We start from the raw sequence: 20,744 nt of genomic DNA on the forward strand, positions 1-20,744 counted from the left end.
ACCCGGGTGGCCAGGCTGGCGGCCACCCGGTCGCCGCCGCGCCGGGTCCAGTTGAGGCCTCCGACATTGGCGGTCATCCGCAGGCCGCGCACCTGGGCGCCGGCGAGGTCGGCGCGGGCCGCCCCCAGGACGGCGGTCCCGTCCCCGGTGACCGCCAGGGTGTCGACCCAGCCGGTGGACTGGCCTTTGAAAGTCGCCTCCAGACTGGCGTCCCGCAGCTGGGTCTCGCCATAGGCCAGGGACCGGGCGTTGATCGTCAGGCTCTGGGTCAGGGCGCCGTCGCCGCGCTTGCGCTTGAGGTCGGGATAGGCGGTGCGGGCGGTCAGGCGGACCCTGGCCTCCTGGGCGGTGATCTGGCCGAGCTTCAGGTCGGGGACCGTGGTCTCCAGGACCGAGGCCACCTGGTCGCCCACGGTCACCAGGTGCAGTTGGCCGGGGCCCAGCCGCACCGAGCGGTCGGGGCCCTTCAGCTCGGCGGGGGCGAAGGCGGCGTCGAGGCGCAGCAGGCGGCCGTTGTCCAGCCGGGCGCTGGCCCGGGCCAGAAGGGGGCCATGGTCGGTGTCCAGACGCAGGCGGGCGTCCTCCACCACGATCCTGGGCTGGCGGGCGTCGGGGCGCGGCGGGCGTTTGCGCAGGGTGTCGATGAGGGGGTCCAGGGCCCCCAGGGTCAGCCGCCCGTCCTTCCAGCGGCCCTTGATGACCGGGCGGACCAGGCGAACCGAGGTCACCGTGGCGCCGAAGGGCTTGCCCGCCCACCAGCCGGTGAGACCGTAGCGGACCTCGGCCACCTGGGCCGTCAGGTCGGGGTTGGCGGCCGGGCCGATGCGCAGGGTCCCGGTGAAGCCGCCGGGGCCGAAGGTGGAGAAGCTGACCTGGCTTTCCACCCCGTGCGAGCGCAGCCAGCCGGTGAGCGCCTCGCGGGCGATGGCGCGGCGGCCGGCATAGGCGGCGGCCACGACCAGCAGCGCCGCGACGGCGACGACGATCAGGACGGTGCGCCAGGTGCGCCGGGAGGGGGTTTCAGGCTCGGACAAGGGGCGCCGTTGCTGCCGCGGGAGGTTCAACTTCTAGCGCAAAAGCGGCGCGAGCGGGGCCGTTCCACGCACATGTTGGCCGCCGCGGAGGGACCAAACCCGTATCTGACGACGCACCCCCGGCAGCTTGGCGGCCCGCCGGGGGTGAGTTCACGTTAACCTATTGAGCTATATAAACTATTATCGCCTATAGGCCGCCGAGGCTGGCCAGGGCGACGCCGCCGTCAACGGCGATCGTTTCGCCCACCACGTAGTCACCAGCGCGGCTCGCCAAGTAGATGGCGGCGGCGGCCATGTCCTCGTCGCGGCCGATGCGGCGCGAGGGGATGCGCTTGGCGATCTGGTCGCCCTGATCGCGGGCCACGCGGTTCATCTCCGAGGCGAAGGCGCCGGGCGCGATGCCGGTGACGTTGATCGAGTCCTCGATCAGGGTCGCGGCCATCCGGCGGGTCAGGTAGATCAGGCCCGACTTGGAGGCGTGGTAGGAATAGGTCTCCTGCGGATTGAGGCGGATGCCGTCGATCGAGCAGATGTTGATCACCTTGGCCGGCTGCTCGTGGCTGGCGGCGGCCTTGAGCGCGCCGTGCAGCGCCTGGGTCAGGAAGAAGGGCGACTTCAGGTTCAGGTTCATCACCTTGTCCCAACCGCTCTCCGGGAACTCGTCGAAGGGCGCGCCCCAGGCGGCGCCGGCATTGTTCACCAGGATGTCGAGCTTGGGTTCATGCTCGGCGAAGCGCTTGGCCAGCGCCTGGCAGCCCTCCACCGTGGAGACGTCCTGCGGCAGGGAGATGCAGTTCGGGCCCAGCTCGGCGGCGGTCTCGTCGCAGGCGCCGGGCTTGCGCGAGGAGATGTAGACCTTGGCGCCCTGCTCGATGAAGCCGGCGGCGATCATCTTGCCGATCCCGCGCGAGCCGCCGGTGACGAGGGCCACGCGGCCCTTCAATGAGAACAGATCCAGAGCCATCAGGCGCTTCCCTTTTTGATCGTTGAAGCTTGGTCTTAGACCCGGGTTTCCGTCACGAAAACCCTACGCACATTTGACTCGCGCGCCGCGCGACGGGCCTGTAACAAACGTTTGAATCTCTCCAGCCGCCCAGCCTAGAGGCGGCCCTGAAACGCCAGACCGAGGATGCGCCCATGACCGCCATCAACGCCGTGACCGACCTCACGCTGGACGGCGACATCGCCGTCATCACCCTCAATTCCCCGCCGGTGAACGCGCTGTCGGCCGCCGTGCGCCAGGGCCTGTTCGAGGGCTTCAAGGCCGCCATCGCCGATCCGGCCGCCAAGGCCATCGTGCTGATCTGCGAAGGCCGCACCTTCATCGCCGGCGCCGACATCACCGAGTTCGGCTCGGCCATGGCCGACCCGCAGCTGGCCGACGTGCAGGACATGATGGAGAGCTCCACCAAGCCGGTGGTGGCCGCCATCCACGGCACGGTCCTGGGCGGCGGGCTCGAGGTCGCCCTCTGCGCCCACTACCGCGTCGCCGTCCCGTCGGCGAAGTTCGGCCTGCCCGAGGTGAACCTCGGCCTGCTGCCGGGCGCCGGCGGCACCCAGCGCCTGCCCCGCGTGGTCGGTCCCGAACGCGCCCTGGAAATGATGACCAGCGGCCGCCATGTGCCGGCCAAGGAAGCCCTCTCCGGCGGCCTGACCGACGAACTGGTGGAGGAAGGCAAGCTGAAGGAGGGCGCCATCGCCTTCGCCCGCAAGGTCGCCGCCGAGAACCGTCCCCTCACCAAGATCCGCGACCAGAACGCCAAGGTCGAGGCCGCCCGCGGCAAGCCCGAGATCTTCGCCGACTTCCGCAAGGCCAATGCGCGCAAGTTCCGCGGCTTCCTGGCCCCGGAATACAACATCCAGTGCATCGAGGCGGCGGTGAACCTGCCCTTCGACGAGGGCATGAAGGTCGAGCGCAAGCTGTTCAACGAGCTGATGGCCGGCAGCCAGTCGGCCGCCCAGCGCTACACCTTCTTCGCCGAGCGCCAGGCCCAGAAGATCCCCGGCATCGCCGACGACACCCCGCTGATCCCCATCAAGAAGGTGGGGGTGATCGGCGCCGGCACCATGGGCGGCGGCATCGCGATGAACTTCGCCAACGCCGGCATCCCGGTGGTGATCGTCGAGCAGAAGCAGGAGCCCCTGGACAAGGGCCTCGGCATCATCCGCAAGAACTATGAGCGCACCGCCTCGCGCGGCGGCATCACGGCCGCCCAGGTCGAGGAGCGCTGCGCCCTGATCACCGGCTCGCTGTCGATGGAGGAGAGCTTCGCCGACGTCGACCTGGTGATCGAGGCGGTCTTCGAGCGGATGGACATCAAGAAGGACATCTTCGCCAAGCTGGACGCCATCTGCAAACCCGGCGCGATCCTGGCCACCAACACCTCGGGCCTGAACATCGACGAGATCGCCTCGGTGACCAAGCGTCCCGAGAGCGTCATCGGCCTGCACTTCTTCTCGCCGGCCAATGTCATGAAGCTGCTGGAGATCGTCCGCGCCGACCATACGTCCGACAGCGTCATCGCCACCTCGATGAAGCTGGCCAAGCAGATCGGCAAGACCGCCGTCCTGGTGGGGGTCTGCCCCGGGTTCGTCGGCAACCGCATCCTGGGCCAGCGCCAGCGCGAAGCCCAGAAGCTGGTGATGGAAGGGGCCATGCCCTGGGACATCGACCGCGTGCTCTACGACTTCGGCTTCCCCATGGGTCCCTTCGCCATGAGTGACCTGGCGGGCCTGGACATCGGCTGGGTGAAGGAGAAGTCCAACGGCGAGAGCATCCGCGACGTGCTCTGCGAAGCCGACCGCCGCGGCCAGAAGACCGGCGCCGGCTATTACGACTACGACGAGAACCGCAACGCCAAGCCCAGCCCCTTCACCGAGAAGGTGATCAACGACTTCATCGTCAAGTCGGGCGCCAACCCGCGCAAGATCAGCGACGAGGAGATCCTGGAGCGCTGCATCTTCCCGATGATCAATGAGGGCGTGAAGATCCTCGAGGAGAAGAAGGCGATCCGGTCTTCGGACATCGATGTGGTCTGGCAGAACGGCTACGGCTGGCCGGTCTATCGCGGCGGCCCGATGTGGTACGGCGATCAGGTCGGCCCCGACAAGGTGCTGGCCAAGATGCAGGACTTCCAGGCCAAGATGGGCGACGCCTTCAAGCCCTCGCCGCTGCTGGAAAAGCTGGTGGCCGACGGCAAGAAGTTCTCCGACCTGTAGACATTCACCGCTCATCCCGGCGAAGGCCGGGACCCAGCTCCATCAACCGAATTCGGACCGTCAGACCAAGACCGAGCTCTACGATCTGGGCCCCGGCCTTCGCCGGGGTGAGCGGATCGAGCACCGGTCTCCCACCCTTCTCCCAAACCAAGGACCTCTCTTCATGCGTGAAGCCGTCATCGTCTCCACCGCCCGCACGCCGATCGGCAAGGCCTATCGCGGCGCGTTCAACAACACCTCCGGCGCCGAACTGGGCGGCCACGTGATCGCCGAGGCCGTCAAGCGCGCCGGCATCGATCCGGCCACCGTCGACGACGTGGTGATGGGCGCGGCCCTGCAGCAGGGCTCCACCGGCAACAACATCGCCAGGCAAGCTGCGCTCCGCGCGGGCCTGCCCAACACCGTCTCGGGCATGACCCTGGACCGCCAGTGCTCCTCGGGCCTGATGGGCATCGCCACGGCCGCCAAGTACATCATCAACGACGGCGCCAATGTCGCGGTCGGCGGCGGGCTGGAGAGCATCAGCCTGGTTCAGAACGACAAGATGAACCGCTACCGCACCAGCGATAAGTGGCTGAACGAGCACGTTCCGGAAATCCACACCTCGATGATCGAGACCGCCGAGATCGTGGCCGAGCGCTACAACGTCTCGCGCGAAGTGCAGGACGAGTACGCCTACCAGTCCCAGCAGCGCACCGCCCAGGCCCAGGCCGACGGCCGGTTCGACGCCGAGATCGCGCCGCTGACCTCGATCATGATGGTGCAGAACAAGGAGACCGGCGAGTTCTCCGAAAAGGAAGTCCGCCTGACCCAGGACGAGGGCAACCGCCCGCAGACCACGCTGGCCGACCTGCAGAAGCTGGCCCCGGTGTTCAAGGGCGGCCAGATCATCAAGGAAGGCAAGTACGTCACCGCCGGCAACGCCAGCCAGCTGTCGGACGGCGCCGCCGCCGTGGTGCTGATGGAGCGGAAGGAAGCCGAGCGTCTGGGCCTGACCCCGCTGGGCGCCTATCGCGGCATGGCCGTGGCCGGCTGCGGCCCGGAAGAAATGGGCATCGGCCCAGTCTTCGCGATCCCCAAGCTGCTGGAACGTAACGGCCTGACCATCGACGACATCGACATGTGGGAGCTGAACGAGGCGTTCGGCAGCCAGGTCGTCTATTGCCGTGACAAGCTCGGCATCGACCCCGCCAAGTACAACATCAGCGGCGGCGCCATCTCCATCGGCCACCCCTACGGCATGACCGGCGCGCGCGCGACCGGCCACATCCTGCACGAGGGCAAGCGCCGCGGTTACAAGTACGGCGTCGTCACCATGTGCGTCGGCGGCGGCATGGGCGCGGCTGGGCTGTTCGAGATCTTCTAAGACCTCTGACGTCTACCAGTTCGACGAAGGGCCGTCCGCGAGGGCGGCCCTTTTTCGTGGCCGCTTTCAAGGCTGTGCAAAAGGCGAGACAGGAAAGATCGACCACGAACCTCACGAACGACACGAACAAGGGTGTCGGCTGGTGGGGGCAGTTCCACAGGTTGGCGCTGAGCGGGGACGGGGCGCTGCTGAACCCTGATCGTCATCCCGGACGGCCGCCAGGCCGATCCGGGACCCAGGGGCGGAGAGCGCGGCCCCTGGGTCCCGGCTCTCCGCTGCGCTGCGGCCGGGATGACGTGAGAGGTTAAGCCCCGAACAGCTCCCGCAGGTAGGGGTTCAGCATCCTGCCCTCTGGGTCCAGACGGCGGCGGACCGCCTGGAAAGCCTCCCAGTCCGGATAGAGTTTCGAAAGCTGCGGCGCCGTGAGGCTGTGGAGCTTGCCCCAGTGGGGGCGGCCGCCGTGCGCCAGGAAGATCGGCTGGATCAGGTCGAACAGGAACCGGTAGTCGTCCTTGTAGTAGCAGTGAACGGCCACCGAGCCCCTGGGCCCGCCATTGAAGGGCGAGAGCCAGGCTTCGTCGGCGGCGATGCGGCGCAGCTCGATGGGGAAGAAGACGTCCTTGCGGTGCGTCTCGATGGCCGCCATCACCGCCTTCAGGGCCGCCATCTGGCTCTCCGGCGGCAGATGGAACTCCATCTCGTTGAAGCGCACCGGGCGCTCGGTGGAGAGCAGCTTCCAGCCCTCGCCCACGGCTTCCTCCGGCTTGGTGGACCCCAGCAGGGCCTTGGCCGCGGCCTTGCGCAGGGGGGTGGAGAAGCCCAGCAGGTTGCGCAGCTGCTTGAGGGCTTCGAGGAAGGCGTCGTCGCTGGAGGGGGCCGGCGGGGTAGCCGGCAGGTCGGTCTCGTCGTGGGTGATGTTGGCCGCCAGGTCGGTGAAGGGGACGGCGTAGAACTCGTAGTTCCGGTGTTTGGCCCAGCGGTCCTCGCACTTTGCGATGGTGTCGGCGAGCGGCTCGATCCAGACGTGGCGGTGCAGGCGCCGATTGGCCGAGGTTTTCAGCCGCACCTGGGTGATGACGCCAAGGCCGCCCATCGAGACCCGCGCGGCATTGAAGACCTCGGCGTTGCGGGTCGCATCGCAGTCCAGGATCTCGCCCGAGACCGTGGCCAACCGCAGGGCGGTGATGTCGCCGTGCAGGGCCTTGAGGGTGGTTCCCGTCCCGTGGGTGCCGGTGCCGATGGCGCCGCCCAGGGACTGCTTGTTGATGTCAGGCAGGTTGGGCATGGCCCGGCCCTTGGCGGCCAAGGCCGGGCCCAGGGCGCCGAGCCGCGTGCCGGTCCAGACCACCGCCTCATCGCCCTCCCAGCGCGCGATGCCCGCCATCTGGTCCAGGGTCATCAGCGTCCCGGAGGTGGGGACCAGGGCGGTGAAGGAGTGGCCGGCGCCCACCGGCCGGATGGGCGCGGGGGCGGTCTTGAGCGCCTGCGCCAGCTCTGCCTCGGTTTTCGGTGCGCTGCGCAGGCTGGGATAGGCGCTCTGGGTTCCCGACCAGTTGCGCCAGAGCATCTTGCCTTGCGGATCGACGCTGGGCGGGGCGGCGGGTTCCGGCTTCTCGCGCACGGCCAGGGCGACGCCGCCGCCGCCCACCACCACAATGCCGACGGCGCCGGCCAGCAGGGCCTTGCGACGACTGATCATGACGGCTCTCCCTCACGGTCGGCGATGAAGCGGATGAGGGCCTTGAAGTCCTGCGGCGTGCAGGCGGCGCACTGGCCGCCGGCCGGCATGGCCCGGTAGCCCTGGACCACGTGATCCAGCAGCACGGCCTCCCCCTGATGCCAGCGCGGGACCCAGGCGCGGGCGTCGTGGGTCAGGGGCGCCCCGGCGGCCGGGTTCACATGGCAGGCCTTGCAGGAGCTCTCATAGAGCTGGGCCAGGCGCGGGTCGGCGGGGGCCAGGCTGGCATAGTCTGCGGGCGGCCCGGCCGGCTTGGCGCAGGCGGCGAGGCTCAGCAGCGCGGCGAGCGGCAACAGGTGTCTCAAGCGTCCTCCCCCGGGGCGCAGCGGCCCTCTTGTCGAGGGTGAGCCTAGAGCATGTCAGGCGCAAGTGGACACCGGTTCGCCGCCCGGACATGCTCTAGATTCAAGAAGATAGACCCATTTTATCCGATCAGGTTGTTTCAACCTGATCCGGAAAGGGTCTAGCCGGGGTTCAGTGAGGATTGGAACCGCGAACCTCACGAACGACACGTCGGCCGTGTCGTTCGTGAGCTGAACGTTGCGGCGGTCAGCCGAGCCGACCGATAGCCTCGACCACCTGGGCGGTCTTCTCGAGGATGACCATGTGGCCGGCCTCGGGGATGGAGACCAGCTCGGCGCCCGCGATGCCCTTCTTGAAGCCGTGGGCGTAGAAGGGGGGGATCATGCGGTCGGAGTCGCCCCAGACCACGACGGTCTTGGCCTTGATCCGGTACATGCGCTGGGACAGGCCGCGCTCCGGGATCGGGAACAGGATGCGGCCGGCCATGCCCAACTGGCGGGCGTTGGTCACCAGATAGGTCTGCAGGAAGTTGGGGTCCTCGACATTGCGCCCCGCCGTGAGGATCGCCGCGCCGGCCGCCGCATCGTGGAACAGGTACTGCGGCATCTCGTAGGGCATCAGGGAGAACATGTCGGCCACCGGATGGTCGTCGTTCCAGAGACCCGCCGGACAGATCAGCGCCAGGCGGCTGACGTCATTGGGCTGGGTGGCCGCCATCTCCGCGGCGATCATGCCGCCCATGGAGTGGCCCACCAGGATCGGGTCCTTGAGGCCGAGCGCCTCGACCACGTCCCAGCTGTGCTGGGTGAAATCCAGCATGTCGCGGATCTCGCCGCATTCCTCGCTGTCGCCGTAGCCGGGGATCAGCGGGGCGTAGACGTGGTGCTTTTCAGAGAGCGCCTTGAGGAACGGGTCCTCGGCGGTGAGCCCGCCCGCGCCGTGCAGGAAGACGAGGTCAGGCCCGGAGCCGCCTTCGAGATAGCGGACAGGGACGTGCTGGGTGGAGACGGTTTTCAGTTCCATGATCACCTCTCCCTTCACGCGTAGGTCTTGGCGAGTTCGGCGCTGGTGGGCGCCTCCTTGCGCAGGCTGCCGGAGGTGACGCGCTGGGCCAGCGGGCTGGTCCAGAAGCGGTTGTCGTCATCCCAGTCGGGGAACATGTTCCGCAGCTTGGGCATCACCTTCTCGGCGAACAGCTTGGTGGAATACATGCACTTGTCGGCGGGCATGTTCCCCACGTGCATCAGGCAGAAGATGTTGCCGACGTTCAGCCCCTTGATCAGCTCTTCCATCCGTTGACGGACGGTTTCGGGACTGCCCGCGATCACGTGACCCTGCTCGGTCAGTTCCTTCCAGGTCAGCTGGGTGTAGCCGCCGCGTGGCGGGGCGTACTGACTGAGCGCGCCGGTCTGGATGGTCTTGATGGTCCGGTAGCCCGGCGCGTCGGCGAAGCCCGGATAGACGTGCAGGCAGCGATTGTAGAAATAGCTGACATGCTCGGCATAGAGCCGCTCGGCCTCTTCGTCCGTATCCGCCACCAGGATGGTCTGGGCGAAACCGGCCCGGTAGGGGCTCTTGTCCACGCCGCGCTCGTCCACCCGGCGCCAGTAGCCGTCCATCAGGGCCTGGGCCCGCAGATAGCCGGAGAAGCTGAGGTAGGAGTAGGAATAGGTGTTGTCGATGCAGAAGTCGTAGGTCTCCACCGAGCCGCCGCCGGGGATGTGGACCGGCGGGTGGGGCGCGTCCTGGATCGGGCGCGGCCAGATGTTGACGTGCCGCAGCTTGTTGTAGCGGCCGTTCCAGGCGAAGGGCTCGCGGGTGGTCCAGGCCTTGATGATCAGGTCATGGGCTTCCTGATACTTCTCGCGCGTCAGGGACGGGATCTGGCCGTAGCAGTAGTTGGTGTCCATCGACGTCCCCACCGGGAACCCCGCCACCAGCCGCCCGCCCGAGATGCAGTCCAGCATGGCGAATTCCTCGGCCACGCGGATCGGCGGGTTGTAGAGCGCGATGGAGTTGCCCAGGACGACGATGGCCGCGTCCTTGGTGCGGCGCGCCAGACCGGCGGCGATGATGTTGGGGCTGGGCATGATGCCGTAGCCGTTCTGGTGGTGCTCGTTCACCCCGACGCCGTCGAACCCCAGGGTGTCGGCGTATTCCAGCAGGTCCATATAGGTGTTGTAGACCTCATGGCTCTTGGCCGGGTCGAACAGCTTCTGGTCGATATCGACCCAGACCGACCGGTTCTTCTCCCGGAAATCGTCCGGCAGATAGGGCCACGGCATCAGGTTGAACCAGGTGAACTTCATCAGGGTCTCCTCCCGCCGCCTCTGTCGGGCGGTCATGTGAACGACGATAACCCCATGACGCCCGGCGCCTAGTCCCCGTTTGCGATGGGTCAGCCCCTGCAGGCGGCGCCGGTCTTGGCCTCGTGCTCCACCACCGGACGGACGACCTGCGTCCACAGGACATAGCCGGCGGGCGTCATGTGCAGGCCGTCGGCGACGAAGATGTCCTTGGGCGCGCCGGCCTCCAGCATGGCGGGGACCACGTCGACATAGTCGAGGTCAGGGCGCTGGTCGGCCAGGGCCTTGATGGCGGCGTTGGCCTGGCTCTGGCTGGCGAACTGGTCCCAGCGCGCCTTCGAGGGCTTGAGGGAGATGAAGTAGATCTTGGTGGCGCCCAGGGTCTTGTCCTTGCGGTCCAGGAAGGCCTGGAAGTCGGCCACCACCTGTTCGGGGGTGCGGCCGGCGTTGAGGTCGTTCTCCCCGGCGTAGAAGAAGATGGCGCGGGGCCGATAGGGGGTGACGACCTGGTCGAAATAGAGGGTGACGTCGGCGATTTGCGAGCCCCCAAAGCCGCGGTTGGTGACCGGATGGGGGGCCATGTCCTGGTCCAGGCTCTTCCAGAAGCGGACGCTGGAGGAGCCCGTGAACAGGAAGCCGCAGGGCTTGGGCGGGGTCGCCTTGTCCAGTTCGGCGAAGCGGGCGATCTCGGGCGAGAACCGCGTTTCCGGCGCGGGGGCGGCGGCGGTGAGCGACAGCAAGGCGAGCGCCATGAGCGCGCGGCGTGTGAACGACCTGGACATAGGCGAACTCCCTAATTTCGGGAGAGACTACTGAGCGGGCTGGGCCAGCGCCAGCAGGCGCTCGGTGCGCCTGGCCCAGCAGCAGGTGTGCTTCTCACGCCAGACAAGGACGGTTCCGCCAAGCCGGCGCGCGGCGGCCTCGCCCAGGTCCGGCGGCACGACCTGATCGAAACGGCCGAGCACGTGGACCTGCACGACCCCGGGGGCGATGACGGCGGCGGCGGGATCAAGGGAGCCGCTCAGCGGGCTCGCCCCGTGCCAGTCGGCCCAGGCCGCGAGGTCCAGCGGGGCGGCCAGGGTGACGAGGACGGCGACATCGGTGCGCCGGGCGGCCACCAGGGCGGCCATGGTCCCACCGCCGGACCAGCCCACCAGCCGCAGGCGCGTGGCGCCGGAGCGGCGCTTCAGGTCATCGATGGCGAGGCTGGAGGCGGCGATCGCGCTCTGCGAATAGCGCCCGGTCGTCCAGTCGGACGGCGTGCAGGCCGGGTCCTTCACATACTGACAGGGACGTCCCAGCCAGGCCACCGGCCCCTGCGGCCAGGCCTGGGCGATGCGAAACCCCAGGGGGTCTCTGGGCGTCGGGTCGACGGACGGCTGGCCCTTGCGGTCGTGAGCGTTTCCGTCGCCCTCGATCACCACGGTGAGCAGGTCGCCCGTGGGTGAAGCATCCTTCGAGGCGGCGGCGAGGATGCGGGTCCCCGCAACCACCTCGAAGGACGTCCAACCCCTGCCGGCGGGGCTGGCGCCGGCAGGGGCCGTCAGCAGGGAGACCAGCGCCAGGCCGAGGGCCGGAACAGACGCCAGTCTCCACCGCATCAGGGCTCTCTCCTCAGAGTCCTTAGAAGGCCCGGCGCAGGGTGAAGCCGAAGCTGGTCTCCCCCTCGTTCTTCTTGCCGACCAGGGTCTGGATGTTGAAGGCCAGGGCCAGGTCGTCGGAGAGCGGGGCCGCGAAGCCCGCGCCGATGTAGCCGTATTCCTTGTCCACGCCGGCCGGACCATCAGTCTGGCTGTTGATGCTCGCGCTGACATAGGGAAGCCAGTTGGAGCCGGTATAGATCAGCGTCGTACCGGCCTGGGCGATGGTCAGGTCGGTGGAGGCGCCGGTGATCGGGCGGCCGGCGTTGTCCAGATAGGCGTCGGTGTCGGAGGTCGAGGCGATGACGCCCAGGCTGGGGGTCAGGACCCAGTCGGCGCCGAGGTCGACGGTGGTGCCGATGCTGACCGAACCGAACAGCTGGTTGCGGTCAGTCTCACCGAAGGTGCGCAGGGCGCCGGCGGTGCGGCCGTACTCGACCTCGTCGTTGGAGTACCCCACCGTGCCGGTGATCTGGAAGGCGGGGCCTGCCGACCAGGAGGCGTAGCCGCCGACCGTCCAGCCCTTGGTCTGGTAGTCGACGGCCGTGCCGTCCAGCTGCATGGAGCCGTAGCCCACATAGGCGCCGAGCACGGTGCTGTCGAAGATCACGTCGCCCCCGATGGCGGCCGAACCGCCCCAACCGTCCTGGGCCGAGCCCGGGCGACTGTCGTCGACATAGGACCCCGAGGCGTTGACCCACAGGCCGGTCTGCGGCTCGAAGGCGCCGGCGTTCAGGCCCTTGTAGACGCGCCCGTTGCGGGTCTGAGGACCAAGGCTGGAAGTCAGGCCGGCCAGGGACAGGCCCTGCAGGCGCTGGGCGACGAAGTTCTGCATGCTGGTGGCGTTCACCCGCGTGCCCACAAGCGCCAGGAACAGCTGGTCGGCCTCGGCCTGGGTGATCAGGGCCTTTTCCGGCAGGGTCACGGTGATGATCGTGCCATTGGGAGTCACGACGGTGGTGGTCCCCGGAGTCGTCGACGTGATGGGCGTCGTCGGCGTGGTGGGGGTGGTCGGAGTCGTCGTCGGCGTGGGAGTCGGCGTCGGCGTGGGCGTGGTGGGGGTGGTGGGCGTCGTCGGGGTGGTGGTCGGGGCCTGACCGAAGGCGACCGCGCAGGCGCCCGACCCGGTGACCGCCTGGGTCACGGTGTTGACCACGCAGTTGAAGGACTCGGTGGTCCCGCCGGTGGCGATGGTGCCGGTGTAGGAGATGCTGGTGGCGCTGGGCACCACGCTGGTGAACTTCACCGTGGCCGGGTTGGCCGCATAGGGGCCGCCCGAGATGCTGATGGTGATGTTGTTCAGGCCCGCGATCGTGGTGACGATGGTGGTGCCGTCAGGCAGGGTGATGGTGCTGCCGGCCTGGGCGGAGGCCGAGCCGGCCCCGAAGCCGAGGGCTAGCAGGAAGGCCGCGAAGGCGGCCGCGAGAAAGCGCATGTGGAGTATCCCCAAACTGGTGTGACTTACCGTCACGTTCCCTCGACCACGGGTAGCAGGGGGGCCGCATGATCCATCCGGACTATGCGGCGTGGTTTGTCCTGGGACTGTCCTTCTGGGGTCTCAGAAACAGGTCAGGTCCGCGCCAGCCAGGCCAGGGCCTCGGCCCAATGCTTGTGGGCCAGGAACCGGCCGATGCCTGGGAAGACCCGCACCGTCTCCACATGGTCTCCGAGCCAGGCCTGGACCTCCTCCACCCCGTTCATGGGATCCTGGTCGCCGTGCCAGAGCGTGACGGGGGAGGCGAGGTCAGAGAGGTCGGGCCCTCCGGGCCTGGCCGCACAGCGGATGGAGTCGGCGGCGCCCCGGGCGCTGACCGCCACCGACTCGCGCGTGTAGTCGATGATGAAGTCCAGCAGCTCGGGGTGAGCCTTCAGGTAGGCGGCGTCCCCAGGGGCTGAGGCCGCGGCGCGGGCGTAGCGCTCGAACTGCGCCCGGCTGAGGCTGAGGCGCATCATCTCGAAGATCATGTCCGACAGCCAAGGGTTGCGGTAAATGCGCCGCCAGAACAGGGTCAGCGTATGGCCGCGGTCGCGCTCCCGCTCCGCCTGTAGTCCGGGCGGACGCCCCGAGGCCAGCAGGATGCGGGAGACCGAATCCCCCAGCTGCACCGCCGCCTCCATGGCGTAGGCCGCCCCGTCGGTATTGGTGGTGATTTGCAGGCCGTCGATCCCCAGATGCCGGATCAGGGCCACGGAGTCGGCTGCGACATTGGCGAAGCTGAAATCGGGATGCGGGTCCGAGCGTCCTGATCCCGCCCGTTCGGTAGCGATGAGCCGCAGGCCCATGTCGCGGGCCAGGGCGTTGGTCCCTCGCGGCAGCAGGCTGGAGGACAGGTCTTGAGTGATCACCAGCACCGGACGTCCGGCCGGGTCGCCATAGTCGCGCCAGCCCAGGCGGCGGCCGTCGGTGAGCTTGAAGAGCTGGACCGGCGGCGCGGTCTCGGCCGCCGCCCGCTCGGTGGCGATGATGGCCCCGCCGACCCGGCGGGCCCCGCCCCCCGGATCCTCGAAGGCCTGGGCCAGGGCGCCCAGTTGGGTCAGGGCGCGCACCAGTTCGCTCTGCCGGTTCAGGCCCATCTTCTCGAACACCGCGCGGAGCTGGTTGCGGACGGTGTTGAGGCTGACCGCCATGTCGTCAGCGGCCTCCTTGAGACTGAGGCCGTTCTTTAGCCGGGCGGCCAGGCGCGTCTCGGCCGGGGTCAGGCCGAAGCTCTCGCGGACGCTGGCCCACAGGCGGTCGGTGGTCTCCAGCGCCGGAAAGACGATGGCGATGTCGCCCTCCCCGCGTGGCGAGGGTTGGGGCAGGGTGGCGGCCAAACTCAGGGGCAGGGCCGCGGCCGGAGTGACATAGGCGAAGTGCGGCCCCTCATCCTCCTCGTCGAGAAACTTGACGATCACCTGGCGGCCCCGGGTTTCGCGCAGGCGCTTGCGGGCCTGGGTCAGGGCCTCGTGGTTGGAGGGGTTGAGGAAGGAGAGGCCGCGGGCCTCGATCCGCCCCAACCGGTGCTGGAACAGGCTCTCGCCGGCAGGGTTGCAGGCCACGGCCCCGCCGGCGCCGGAGACCACGATAACGCCGACATCGGCCCGCTCCCCGCCGCCCGCCGCGGCGCGGGCCAGGCTGGTCATGCCCTCCGTGACCGGGGGCGCCGCGCCGTCCTGGGCCGGCACGTCCAGGGCCTCGATCACCTCTTCCCAGCGCTCGGGGTCAGCGGCGACGGCGTACATCGTCTCGATCACGAGGGAGATGTTGGCCTTGGACTGGGCGGCGGACATTCGGACCTTTTGGGGGGATGGGACCGGGAAGATCAGCTTACACGGCGCGGGCCGATGTCGAGCGCCTTTCCTCCCGGCCGCGCAGGCGAGGAAAAGTCAGGTGATCGAGGCCAACTTCGCGCCTGTCGCAGCGATGAGGTCGGAGGGCGCCAGCTGCGCCTGCAGGCCGCGCTGGCCGCCGTTGACGAAAACCCGGTCGTGGCCGAGCGCGGCTTCGTCCACGACCGTGGGGACGGCGCGCTTCTGGCCGAAGGGGCTGACCCCGCCGACCCGGTAGCCGGTGAGCCGCTCGGCGTCGGCGGGTTTCATCATGGCGGCGGTCTTGCCGCCGAACACCGCGGCCAGCTTCTTCATCGACACCTCCTGGTCCGAGGCCAGCACCGCGCAGACCGGCTTGCCGTCCACCTGGGCCATCAGGGTCTTCAGCACCCGGGCCGGATCGGCGCCCAGGCTCTCGGCGGCCTGCAGCCCCACGCGGCCCGCGTCCGGATCGTAGTCATAGGTGTGCAGGGTGAAGGCGACGCCGGACTTGCCGAGCGCCAGGGTCGCGGGAGTGGTCTTGGCCATGGCGCGCAAGCTAGCTGGACGGGGCGGGCTTGAGAATGCGAGACGAGGCCATGCGCATCCTCCTGCCCGCCCTGTTGCTGCTCGCCACCCCGGTCGCCGCGCGACCCTGGGCGGCCGCCCCCGGCGACTTCGAGAACGCGGTGGCCCAGGTGAAGCGGCTGGACGCCGAGCTGTTGAGCCGCGACAGCGCCACGGCCACGCTGCAGCTCTGGTGCGACAGCCATGGCTCGGGCGGGGGCGCCAGGATCGTCGCGCGGCGGCCTGCCGTGGATCCCAAGCCCGCGGGCGAGGCGGAGCGCCGCGACCTGGGTGTGGGGCCGGATGAACCTGTCGCCTATCGCCGGGTGGACCTGGCCTGCGGCGACAAGGTGCTGTCGCGGGCCGACAACTGGTACCTGCCGGGCAGGCTGACGCCTGAGATGAACACGGCCCTCAACACGACCCAGACCCCCTTTGGCGTGGTGGTGAGACCCCTGGGCTTCCGCCGGCGCACCCTGTCCTCGGCCCTGTTGATCCAGTCGAACCCCGCGTCCGGCGCGAAGCCGGCCATTCCGCCCGAAGTCCTGCAGCATCGCGCGGTGCTCTCCACGCCAGACGGCGCGCCCTTCAGCCTGGTGGTGGAGACCTATAGCGACCAGGTCCTGGTCGCCCGGCCCTGAGCCTTCCAGGGCCACGCTTGTTGGCCTAGGGTGGTGGTCCACAACGCGGAGTGGCGACCATGAAGACGGTGGTTTTGAGTGTTCTCGCGGCAGCGATCCTGGCGGGTGGGGCGCCGGCCCTGGCCCAGGTCTCGATCCCCAACACCGAGAAGCTGAACGTGCAGCCCAAGCGGGTGAAGGGCCTGCTGCTGGGCTTCGGCTATGAGATGGGGGAATACTCCGGCCAGGTGAAGGCCGTGAGCAAGCAGACCCGGGCGCTGGGCATGTTCTCCAGCGACTACGCCAAGACCAGCTTCACCGTCGCCTCGCCGCGCCTGACGACTCCGATGACCGTGAGCTGCGAGGGCGGGCAGAACCGGTTCGGCTTCAGCTGGATCGACTTCAAGCGCAACGACCTGGCCTATGTCTGCAACTTCGCGGGCGGGCCGCCCGACGCCTCCTTCGCCCTGGTGCTGAGCGACGGCAAGTTCATGGAGAAGCTGCACCAGCCGCAGCGGGCCGCGGAGATCCGCTATGGCGGCGTCACCCTGCGCGCCAAGACCAAGAAGCTGGCCGGCTCCATGCCGCTGGCCTCCACCAGCTCGCTCTCCTACGTGATCCTGAAGGGCGACCAGGAGGTGGGCGCGGTGTCCCGCACCACGCTCAAGGGGACAGTCTATCTGCCGGTCCAGGGCTCGCCCGATCGCGACGCGGCCGCCGCCATGGCGCTGGCCCTGTTCTTCTTCAATGATCCCGGCACGCAGTCGCGCTGACCAAGCTGGAGCGGGATGCGGGCGGGTTCCCACTTTTCCTCATCCTGCTAGCGCTCAATCATCTCGCGGATCTTGGCGGCGAGCTGGTCGAGGGCGAAGGGCTTGGTGATCATCTCCATCTCGGGGTCGAGGAAGCCCGAGCGGACGGCGGCGTTCTCGGCGTAGCCCGTGACGAACAGCACCTTCAGGCCGGGACGATGCTGGCGGCCGATCTCGGCCACCTGGCGTCCGTTCAGGCCGGGCAGGCCGACATCGGAGACCATCAGGTCGATCCGCTGGTCGGACTCCAGGATAGGCAGGGCAGCCGGCCCATCGTGGGCCTCAATGGCGGCGTAGCCGAGCTCCGACAGCACCTCCACCACCAGCAGGCGCACGGCGGCGTCATCCTCCACCACCAGCACGGTCTCGCCGGCCCCGCGTGGCAGGTCGGGACGGGCCTGGTCAGCCTCGCCGTCCGGCGCCTCGCCGGTGAAGCGCGGCAGGTAGAGCCGCACCGTCGAGCCCTGGCCCACCTCGCTGTAGATGCGGGCGTGGCCGCCAGACTGCCGGGCGAAGCCGTAGATCATCGACAGGCCCAGCCCGGTGCCCTGGCCGATGGGCTTGGTGGTGAAGAAGGGATCGAAGGCCTTGGCGATCACCTCGGGCGTCATGCCGACACCGGTGTCGGTGACCGACAGCACCGTATAGTCGCCGGGCTTCAGGTCCTCGTGGCGCGAGGTGTAGCTGAGGTCGAGGTGGGTGTTGGCGGTCTCGATGGTGAGCTTGCCGCCGCCGGGCATGGCGTCGCGGGCGTTGATGGCCAGGTTGAGGACCGCGTTCTCCAGCTGCCCTGAATCCCCGAAGGCCGGCCAGGCGTCAGGGGCCAGCGCGATGGCCAGCTCCACCTGTTCGCCCAAGGTCCGCCGCAGCAGGTCGCCCATGGAGTCCACCAGGCCGTTGACGTCGACGGCCTTGGGATCCAGCGACTGGCGCCGCGCGAAGGCCAGCAGGCGGTGGGTGAGGGCCGCGGCGCGGCCGGCCGAGGTGGTGGCGGCCTCCATGAACCGGCCGAGGTCGGACAGGCGGCCGTCGTCGATGCGCCTCTGGATCAGGTCCAGGGAGCCGATGATGCCCGTGAGCAGATTGTTGAAGTCATGGGCGATGCCACCGGTGAGCTGGCCGACGGCCTCCATCTTCTGGGCCTGGCGCAGCGCCTCCTCGGTCTCGCGCAGGCGGGCCTGGGCCTCCTTGTCGGCGGTGATGTCGCGGGCCAAGCAATAGATCAGCCCCTCGTCGGCGACCGCGGTCCAGGACAGCCATCGATAGCCGCCGTCCCTGTGCAGGAAGCGGTTCTCAAAGCGCTGGGTCGGCTGGCCGTCGGCGATGTTGGCCCGCTCGACCCGGGTCCGCTCGCGGTCCTCGGGATGCTGCAGCCACTCGGTGGTGCGGCCGGCGAGGTCGGCCTCCGACCATCCAAGGATCGTGATCCAGGCGGGATTGGCGCTGAGCACCAGGCCCGAACTGTCGGTGACCAGCAGCAGGTCGCGGCTGACGTTCCAGATGCGGTCGCGCTCGCGGGTGCGGGTCTCGACCTCCTCCTCCAGGGCCTGCTGGTGGCTGGCCTGGACCTCGCGGGCCTCGACGATCTCCTCCACCTCGGCGGCGGCCCCGACCCAGCGGGTGATGGCGCCGGCCTCGTCGCGCACCGGCAGGCCGCGCACGAGGAACCAGTGGTAGGCCCCGTCATGGCGGCGCAGACGGAACTCGATATTGTAGGGATCGCCGGTGGCGACGCAGGTGGCCCAGACCCCGGCCACCCGCTGCAGATCATCGGGATGGATGGCGTTCAGCCAGCCGTCGGCCACGGTCTGCTCGAGGCTGAGACCCGAATAGGCCAGCCACTGCTGGGTCGCATAGTTGAGGGCGCCGTCGGGAAGGGCGCTCCAGGCGAACCCCGGCATGGTCTCGGTCAGGGTCCGAAACTGCTCCTCGCTTTCACGCAGGGCGGCCTCGGCGAGCTTCATGTCGGTGATGTCGAAGCTGACGCCGATATAGCGGGGCGGACGGTCGGCCTCGGCCGGCAGCACCTCCCCACGCCGGCCCAGCCAACGGACCTCGCCGGTGTCGGGACGGGTGATGCGGTACTCGGAATATTCCAGGGGATTGCCGCCGCTCGCCAGGCGCGCGGGGCCGGTGACCCCCCGGTCGCTGGCGTCCACGAGGCTGACCAGCAGGTCCTGGGTGACCTCGACCTCGGGGCCGAAACCCCAGATCCGGCGGTATTCATCGGAGACGTCGAGGCGGCCGGTCTCGGGATACCACTCGAAGGCGCCCACCCGGCCGGCCCGCTGGGCGATCTGCAGGCGCTCGTCGGCGCGCACCCGCTCGGTGATGTCGAAGACAATGGCCAGGACGCCCGCGGGCTCACCGCTCTCGTCCAGCACCGGGCTGTAGTCGAGATCAAGGAAGACCTCCTCCGGGGCGCCGTGGCGGTGCAGCACCAGACTGGTCTTGCGGTAGGCGAGCGTGCCGCCGGCCAGGCCGACCTTCATGACATTGGCATTGAAGTCAGCGACCTCGGGCCAGCCCTCCAGCACCCTGGAGCCCAGCAGGGCCGGATGCCGGCCACCGGCGAAGACCGAATAGCCGTCGTTATAGATCATCACCCCTTCAGGGCCCCACAGCATGACGATGGGCACCAGGGACTGCAGCAGGATGTCGGTGGCGGTCTTCAGGCTCTGCGGCCAGGTCGCAATAGGCCCCAGGCTGGTGGCGCCCCAGTCGAAGGCGCGGATCAGGGCGCCGGTCTCGCCGCCGCCCCTTGGCCACTCCGTCCCGGGAAGATCGCGCGAACTCACGCGCGGCGCCTGCTCAGCCACAATGGAAGTCCCCCTGAAGGCTCCTGAACGCCCAAGCTCGGCCTTGGCTGCGTCAGGCGGTTGGGAATTTCGCCATATTGGGCTTGGGAATCGCCCAGGTGAAGGCCCCTGACGCCTTGCACTTCTCGCGGGCGAAATCCGACCAGGCGGCGACGAAACCCTCGGGTCGCCTGTCAGAGGGCGTGGGGCTGACCCGGACGAAGGTGACCGGGCGCGCCTGGGTGATGGCGGCGATCTGCCGCCAGAGGTCCTGCTCGGGCACCGGGTCGCCCTTGGCGTCGGTCCAGCCGCCGGTCCGCCAGGCGCCGATCTGTCCCGCGCCGACCATCAGGACGGCGCTGTCGGAGTGCAGGGTGAGCGGCGTCGGCGCGGGGATGTCTGCGAGGTCCGACAGGGCGCGGAGCACGGCGGTCAGCTCCATGCGCGGCGTCGTCGCCTGGCGCTCGCCGCCGGCCACGCCCCGGGCTTCGCCGTTCCAGAGGCGGACATAGGCCCAGCCGCCGAAGCCCCGGCTGTCGGTGCAGACGCCGTCGGTCCAGATAAGCAAAGGGTTCATGACGAGCCTCTTCGGCGAGACGGCCGGCCCTCGCAAGCCCTAAGCCTTGCGGCGCCCGCGCAAAGGGCTCATCTCCCTGCCATGTTGAAAGAAGAAATCGGCGATCGCGCCAGTGAGATCATCTGGCGCGGTCGCCAGTGGATCGTCACCAATTTCGGCCTCGAGACCCTGGGCGACCCCTTCCCCTACGAGGTGGCCGCGACCCGGCTGACCGAAGGCTGGCAGGGCGCCGACGAGAGCCTGCTGGCATGGCCCATGGAGCTGGCGGCCAAGACCTGGGTCGACTACCGCGACTTCGTCACCGCCTATCTGGTGGCGCTGGGCGTGCACCAGGAGGCCTATTCCCCGGTCGACGTGGCCACCATCAAGGCCTCGCTCAACGAGGGCCGCGCCATGTGGGAAGCCACCAAGGCAGAGATGCTCGGCGAGTTCGACGACGACTGAAATTCATCCGCTCACCCTGGCGAAGGCCGGGG

At 68.9% G+C, this 20,744-nt stretch carries 17 protein-coding genes and 2 pseudogenes; 5 read left to right on the plus strand and 14 right to left on the minus strand.

Going from position 1 to position 20,744, the window contains the following annotated elements:
* Both OCL97_RS12405 and OCL97_RS12410 read right to left on the minus strand, forming a co-directional pair.
* Window positions 1-1,034 (minus strand): annotated as a pseudogene (locus OCL97_RS12405) (hypothetical protein); the annotation flags it as partial.
* A gap of 187 nt (window positions 1,035-1,221) precedes the next feature.
* Entirely contained in the window at window positions 1,222-1,998 is a 777-nt protein-coding gene (locus OCL97_RS12410; protein WP_377370329.1) for an SDR family oxidoreductase, read from the minus strand.
* A gap of 173 nt (window positions 1,999-2,171) precedes the next feature.
* Here OCL97_RS12410 and OCL97_RS12415 point away from each other — a divergent pair, with 173 nt between their 5' ends.
* Complete coding sequence (locus OCL97_RS12415) at window positions 2,172-4,253, plus strand: 3-hydroxyacyl-CoA dehydrogenase NAD-binding domain-containing protein (protein ID WP_377370330.1); 2,082 nt, start codon at window positions 2,172-2,174, stop codon at window positions 4,251-4,253.
* 163 nt (window positions 4,254-4,416) lie between these two features.
* Window positions 4,417-5,619, plus strand: coding sequence for an acetyl-CoA C-acyltransferase (locus OCL97_RS12420; RefSeq protein WP_377370331.1), 1,203 nt, complete (start codon window positions 4,417-4,419; stop codon window positions 5,617-5,619).
* 201 nt (window positions 5,620-5,820) lie between these two features.
* Here the strand turns inward: OCL97_RS12420 and OCL97_RS12425 are convergent.
* The 10 genes and pseudogenes from OCL97_RS12425 to ybaK all read right to left on the minus strand — a co-directional run.
* Window positions 5,821-5,913 (minus strand): annotated as a pseudogene (locus OCL97_RS12425) (hypothetical protein); the annotation flags it as partial.
* 10 nt (window positions 5,914-5,923) lie between these two features.
* Window positions 5,924-7,318: a D-arabinono-1,4-lactone oxidase gene (locus OCL97_RS12430; RefSeq protein WP_377370332.1), complete on the minus strand. Its 1,395-nt coding sequence runs from the start codon at window positions 7,316-7,318 to the stop codon at window positions 5,924-5,926.
* On the minus strand, window positions 7,315-7,650 hold the full coding sequence (locus OCL97_RS12435; RefSeq protein WP_377370333.1) for a c-type cytochrome: 336 nt from the start codon (window positions 7,648-7,650) through the stop codon (window positions 7,315-7,317). The genes OCL97_RS12430 and OCL97_RS12435 overlap by 4 nt, the downstream gene beginning before the upstream one ends.
* Window positions 7,651-7,906: 256 nt before the next feature.
* Entirely contained in the window at window positions 7,907-8,683 is a 777-nt protein-coding gene (locus OCL97_RS12440) for an alpha/beta fold hydrolase (RefSeq protein WP_377370334.1), read from the minus strand.
* A gap of 14 nt (window positions 8,684-8,697) precedes the next feature.
* Complete coding sequence (locus tag OCL97_RS12445) at window positions 8,698-9,969, minus strand: LLM class flavin-dependent oxidoreductase (RefSeq protein WP_377370335.1); 1,272 nt, start codon at window positions 9,967-9,969, stop codon at window positions 8,698-8,700.
* 89 nt (window positions 9,970-10,058) lie between these two features.
* Complete coding sequence (locus tag OCL97_RS12450) at window positions 10,059-10,748, minus strand: GDSL-type esterase/lipase family protein (protein ID WP_377370336.1); 690 nt, start codon at window positions 10,746-10,748, stop codon at window positions 10,059-10,061.
* Window positions 10,749-10,775: 27 nt separating this feature from the next.
* Window positions 10,776-11,567 carry an alpha/beta fold hydrolase gene (locus OCL97_RS12455; protein WP_377370337.1) on the minus strand — a complete coding sequence of 264 codons (792 nt, stop codon included), beginning with the start codon at window positions 11,565-11,567 and terminating at the stop codon, window positions 10,776-10,778.
* A gap of 22 nt (window positions 11,568-11,589) precedes the next feature.
* Window positions 11,590-13,041, minus strand: a complete 1,452-nt coding sequence (locus OCL97_RS12460; RefSeq protein WP_377370338.1) for an autotransporter outer membrane beta-barrel domain-containing protein — start codon at window positions 13,039-13,041, stop codon at window positions 11,590-11,592.
* A gap of 134 nt (window positions 13,042-13,175) precedes the next feature.
* The gene (locus tag OCL97_RS12465) at window positions 13,176-14,876 is read right to left on the minus strand and encodes a hypothetical protein (protein WP_377370339.1); all 1,701 of its coding nucleotides are present in this window, start codon (window positions 14,874-14,876) and stop codon (window positions 13,176-13,178) included.
* Window positions 14,877-14,972: 96 nt separating this feature from the next.
* The gene (gene ybaK / locus OCL97_RS12470; protein ID WP_377370340.1) at window positions 14,973-15,443 is read right to left on the minus strand and encodes a Cys-tRNA(Pro) deacylase; all 471 of its coding nucleotides are present in this window, start codon (window positions 15,441-15,443) and stop codon (window positions 14,973-14,975) included.
* A 50-nt stretch (window positions 15,444-15,493) separates the two neighbouring features.
* Here ybaK and OCL97_RS12475 point away from each other — a divergent pair, with 50 nt between their 5' ends.
* Window positions 15,494-16,102, plus strand: a complete 609-nt coding sequence (locus tag OCL97_RS12475) for a hypothetical protein (RefSeq protein ID WP_377370341.1) — start codon at window positions 15,494-15,496, stop codon at window positions 16,100-16,102.
* A gap of 59 nt (window positions 16,103-16,161) precedes the next feature.
* Complete coding sequence (locus tag OCL97_RS12480; RefSeq protein WP_304782699.1) at window positions 16,162-16,854, plus strand: protein kinase family protein; 693 nt, start codon at window positions 16,162-16,164, stop codon at window positions 16,852-16,854.
* Between the two features lie 47 nt (window positions 16,855-16,901).
* On the opposite strand, the gene OCL97_RS12485 is transcribed toward OCL97_RS12480, so the two are convergent.
* Together OCL97_RS12485 and OCL97_RS12490 are read right to left on the minus strand one after the other, a co-directional pair.
* On the minus strand, window positions 16,902-19,691 hold the full coding sequence (locus OCL97_RS12485; RefSeq protein ID WP_377370342.1) for a hybrid sensor histidine kinase/response regulator: 2,790 nt from the start codon (window positions 19,689-19,691) through the stop codon (window positions 16,902-16,904).
* Window positions 19,692-19,764: 73 nt separating this feature from the next.
* Window positions 19,765-20,268 (minus strand): RNase H family protein, encoded by a 504-nt coding sequence (locus OCL97_RS12490; protein WP_305763048.1) that lies wholly within the window; start codon window positions 20,266-20,268, stop codon window positions 19,765-19,767.
* Between the two features lie 81 nt (window positions 20,269-20,349).
* Between OCL97_RS12490 and OCL97_RS12495 the strand changes: the two genes are divergently transcribed.
* Window positions 20,350-20,712: a hypothetical protein gene (locus OCL97_RS12495; protein ID WP_304782692.1), complete on the plus strand. Its 363-nt coding sequence runs from the start codon at window positions 20,350-20,352 to the stop codon at window positions 20,710-20,712.
* Window positions 20,713-20,744 lie beyond the last annotated feature (32 nt).

This window comes from Phenylobacterium ferrooxidans, from assembly GCF_042714595.1.
Classification (GTDB): Bacteria; Pseudomonadota; Alphaproteobacteria; order Caulobacterales; family Caulobacteraceae; genus Phenylobacterium; species Phenylobacterium ferrooxidans.

Bases quoted from the DNA above. Each gene is read 5' to 3' on its own strand.
- OCL97_RS12490 (WP_305763048.1), bottom strand. From the start codon at position 20,268: ATGAACCCTTTGCTTATCTGGACCGACGGCGTCTGCACCGACAGCCGG.
- ybaK (WP_377370340.1), bottom strand. From the start codon at position 15,443: ATGGCCAAGACCACTCCCGCGACCCTGGCGCTCGGCAAGTCCGGCGTC.
- OCL97_RS12455 (WP_377370337.1), bottom strand. From the start codon at position 11,567: ATGCGGTGGAGACTGGCGTCTGTTCCGGCCCTCGGCCTGGCGCTGGTC.
- OCL97_RS12450 (WP_377370336.1), bottom strand. From the start codon at position 10,748: ATGTCCAGGTCGTTCACACGCCGCGCGCTCATGGCGCTCGCCTTGCTG.
- OCL97_RS12410 (WP_377370329.1), bottom strand. From the start codon at position 1,998: ATGGCTCTGGATCTGTTCTCATTGAAGGGCCGCGTGGCCCTCGTCACC.
- OCL97_RS12445 (WP_377370335.1), bottom strand. From the start codon at position 9,969: ATGAAGTTCACCTGGTTCAACCTGATGCCGTGGCCCTATCTGCCGGAC.
- OCL97_RS12430 (WP_377370332.1), bottom strand. From the start codon at position 7,318: ATGATCAGTCGTCGCAAGGCCCTGCTGGCCGGCGCCGTCGGCATTGTG.
- OCL97_RS12440 (WP_377370334.1), bottom strand. From the start codon at position 8,683: ATGGAACTGAAAACCGTCTCCACCCAGCACGTCCCTGTCCGCTATCTC.
- OCL97_RS12480 (WP_304782699.1), top strand. From the start codon at position 16,162: ATGAAGACGGTGGTTTTGAGTGTTCTCGCGGCAGCGATCCTGGCGGGT.
- OCL97_RS12475 (WP_377370341.1), top strand. From the start codon at position 15,494: ATGCGCATCCTCCTGCCCGCCCTGTTGCTGCTCGCCACCCCGGTCGCC.
- OCL97_RS12460 (WP_377370338.1), bottom strand. From the start codon at position 13,041: ATGCGCTTTCTCGCGGCCGCCTTCGCGGCCTTCCTGCTAGCCCTCGGC.
- OCL97_RS12415 (WP_377370330.1), top strand. From the start codon at position 2,172: ATGACCGCCATCAACGCCGTGACCGACCTCACGCTGGACGGCGACATC.
- OCL97_RS12420 (WP_377370331.1), top strand. From the start codon at position 4,417: ATGCGTGAAGCCGTCATCGTCTCCACCGCCCGCACGCCGATCGGCAAG.
- OCL97_RS12495 (WP_304782692.1), top strand. From the start codon at position 20,350: ATGTTGAAAGAAGAAATCGGCGATCGCGCCAGTGAGATCATCTGGCGC.
- OCL97_RS12465 (WP_377370339.1), bottom strand. From the start codon at position 14,876: ATGTCCGCCGCCCAGTCCAAGGCCAACATCTCCCTCGTGATCGAGACG.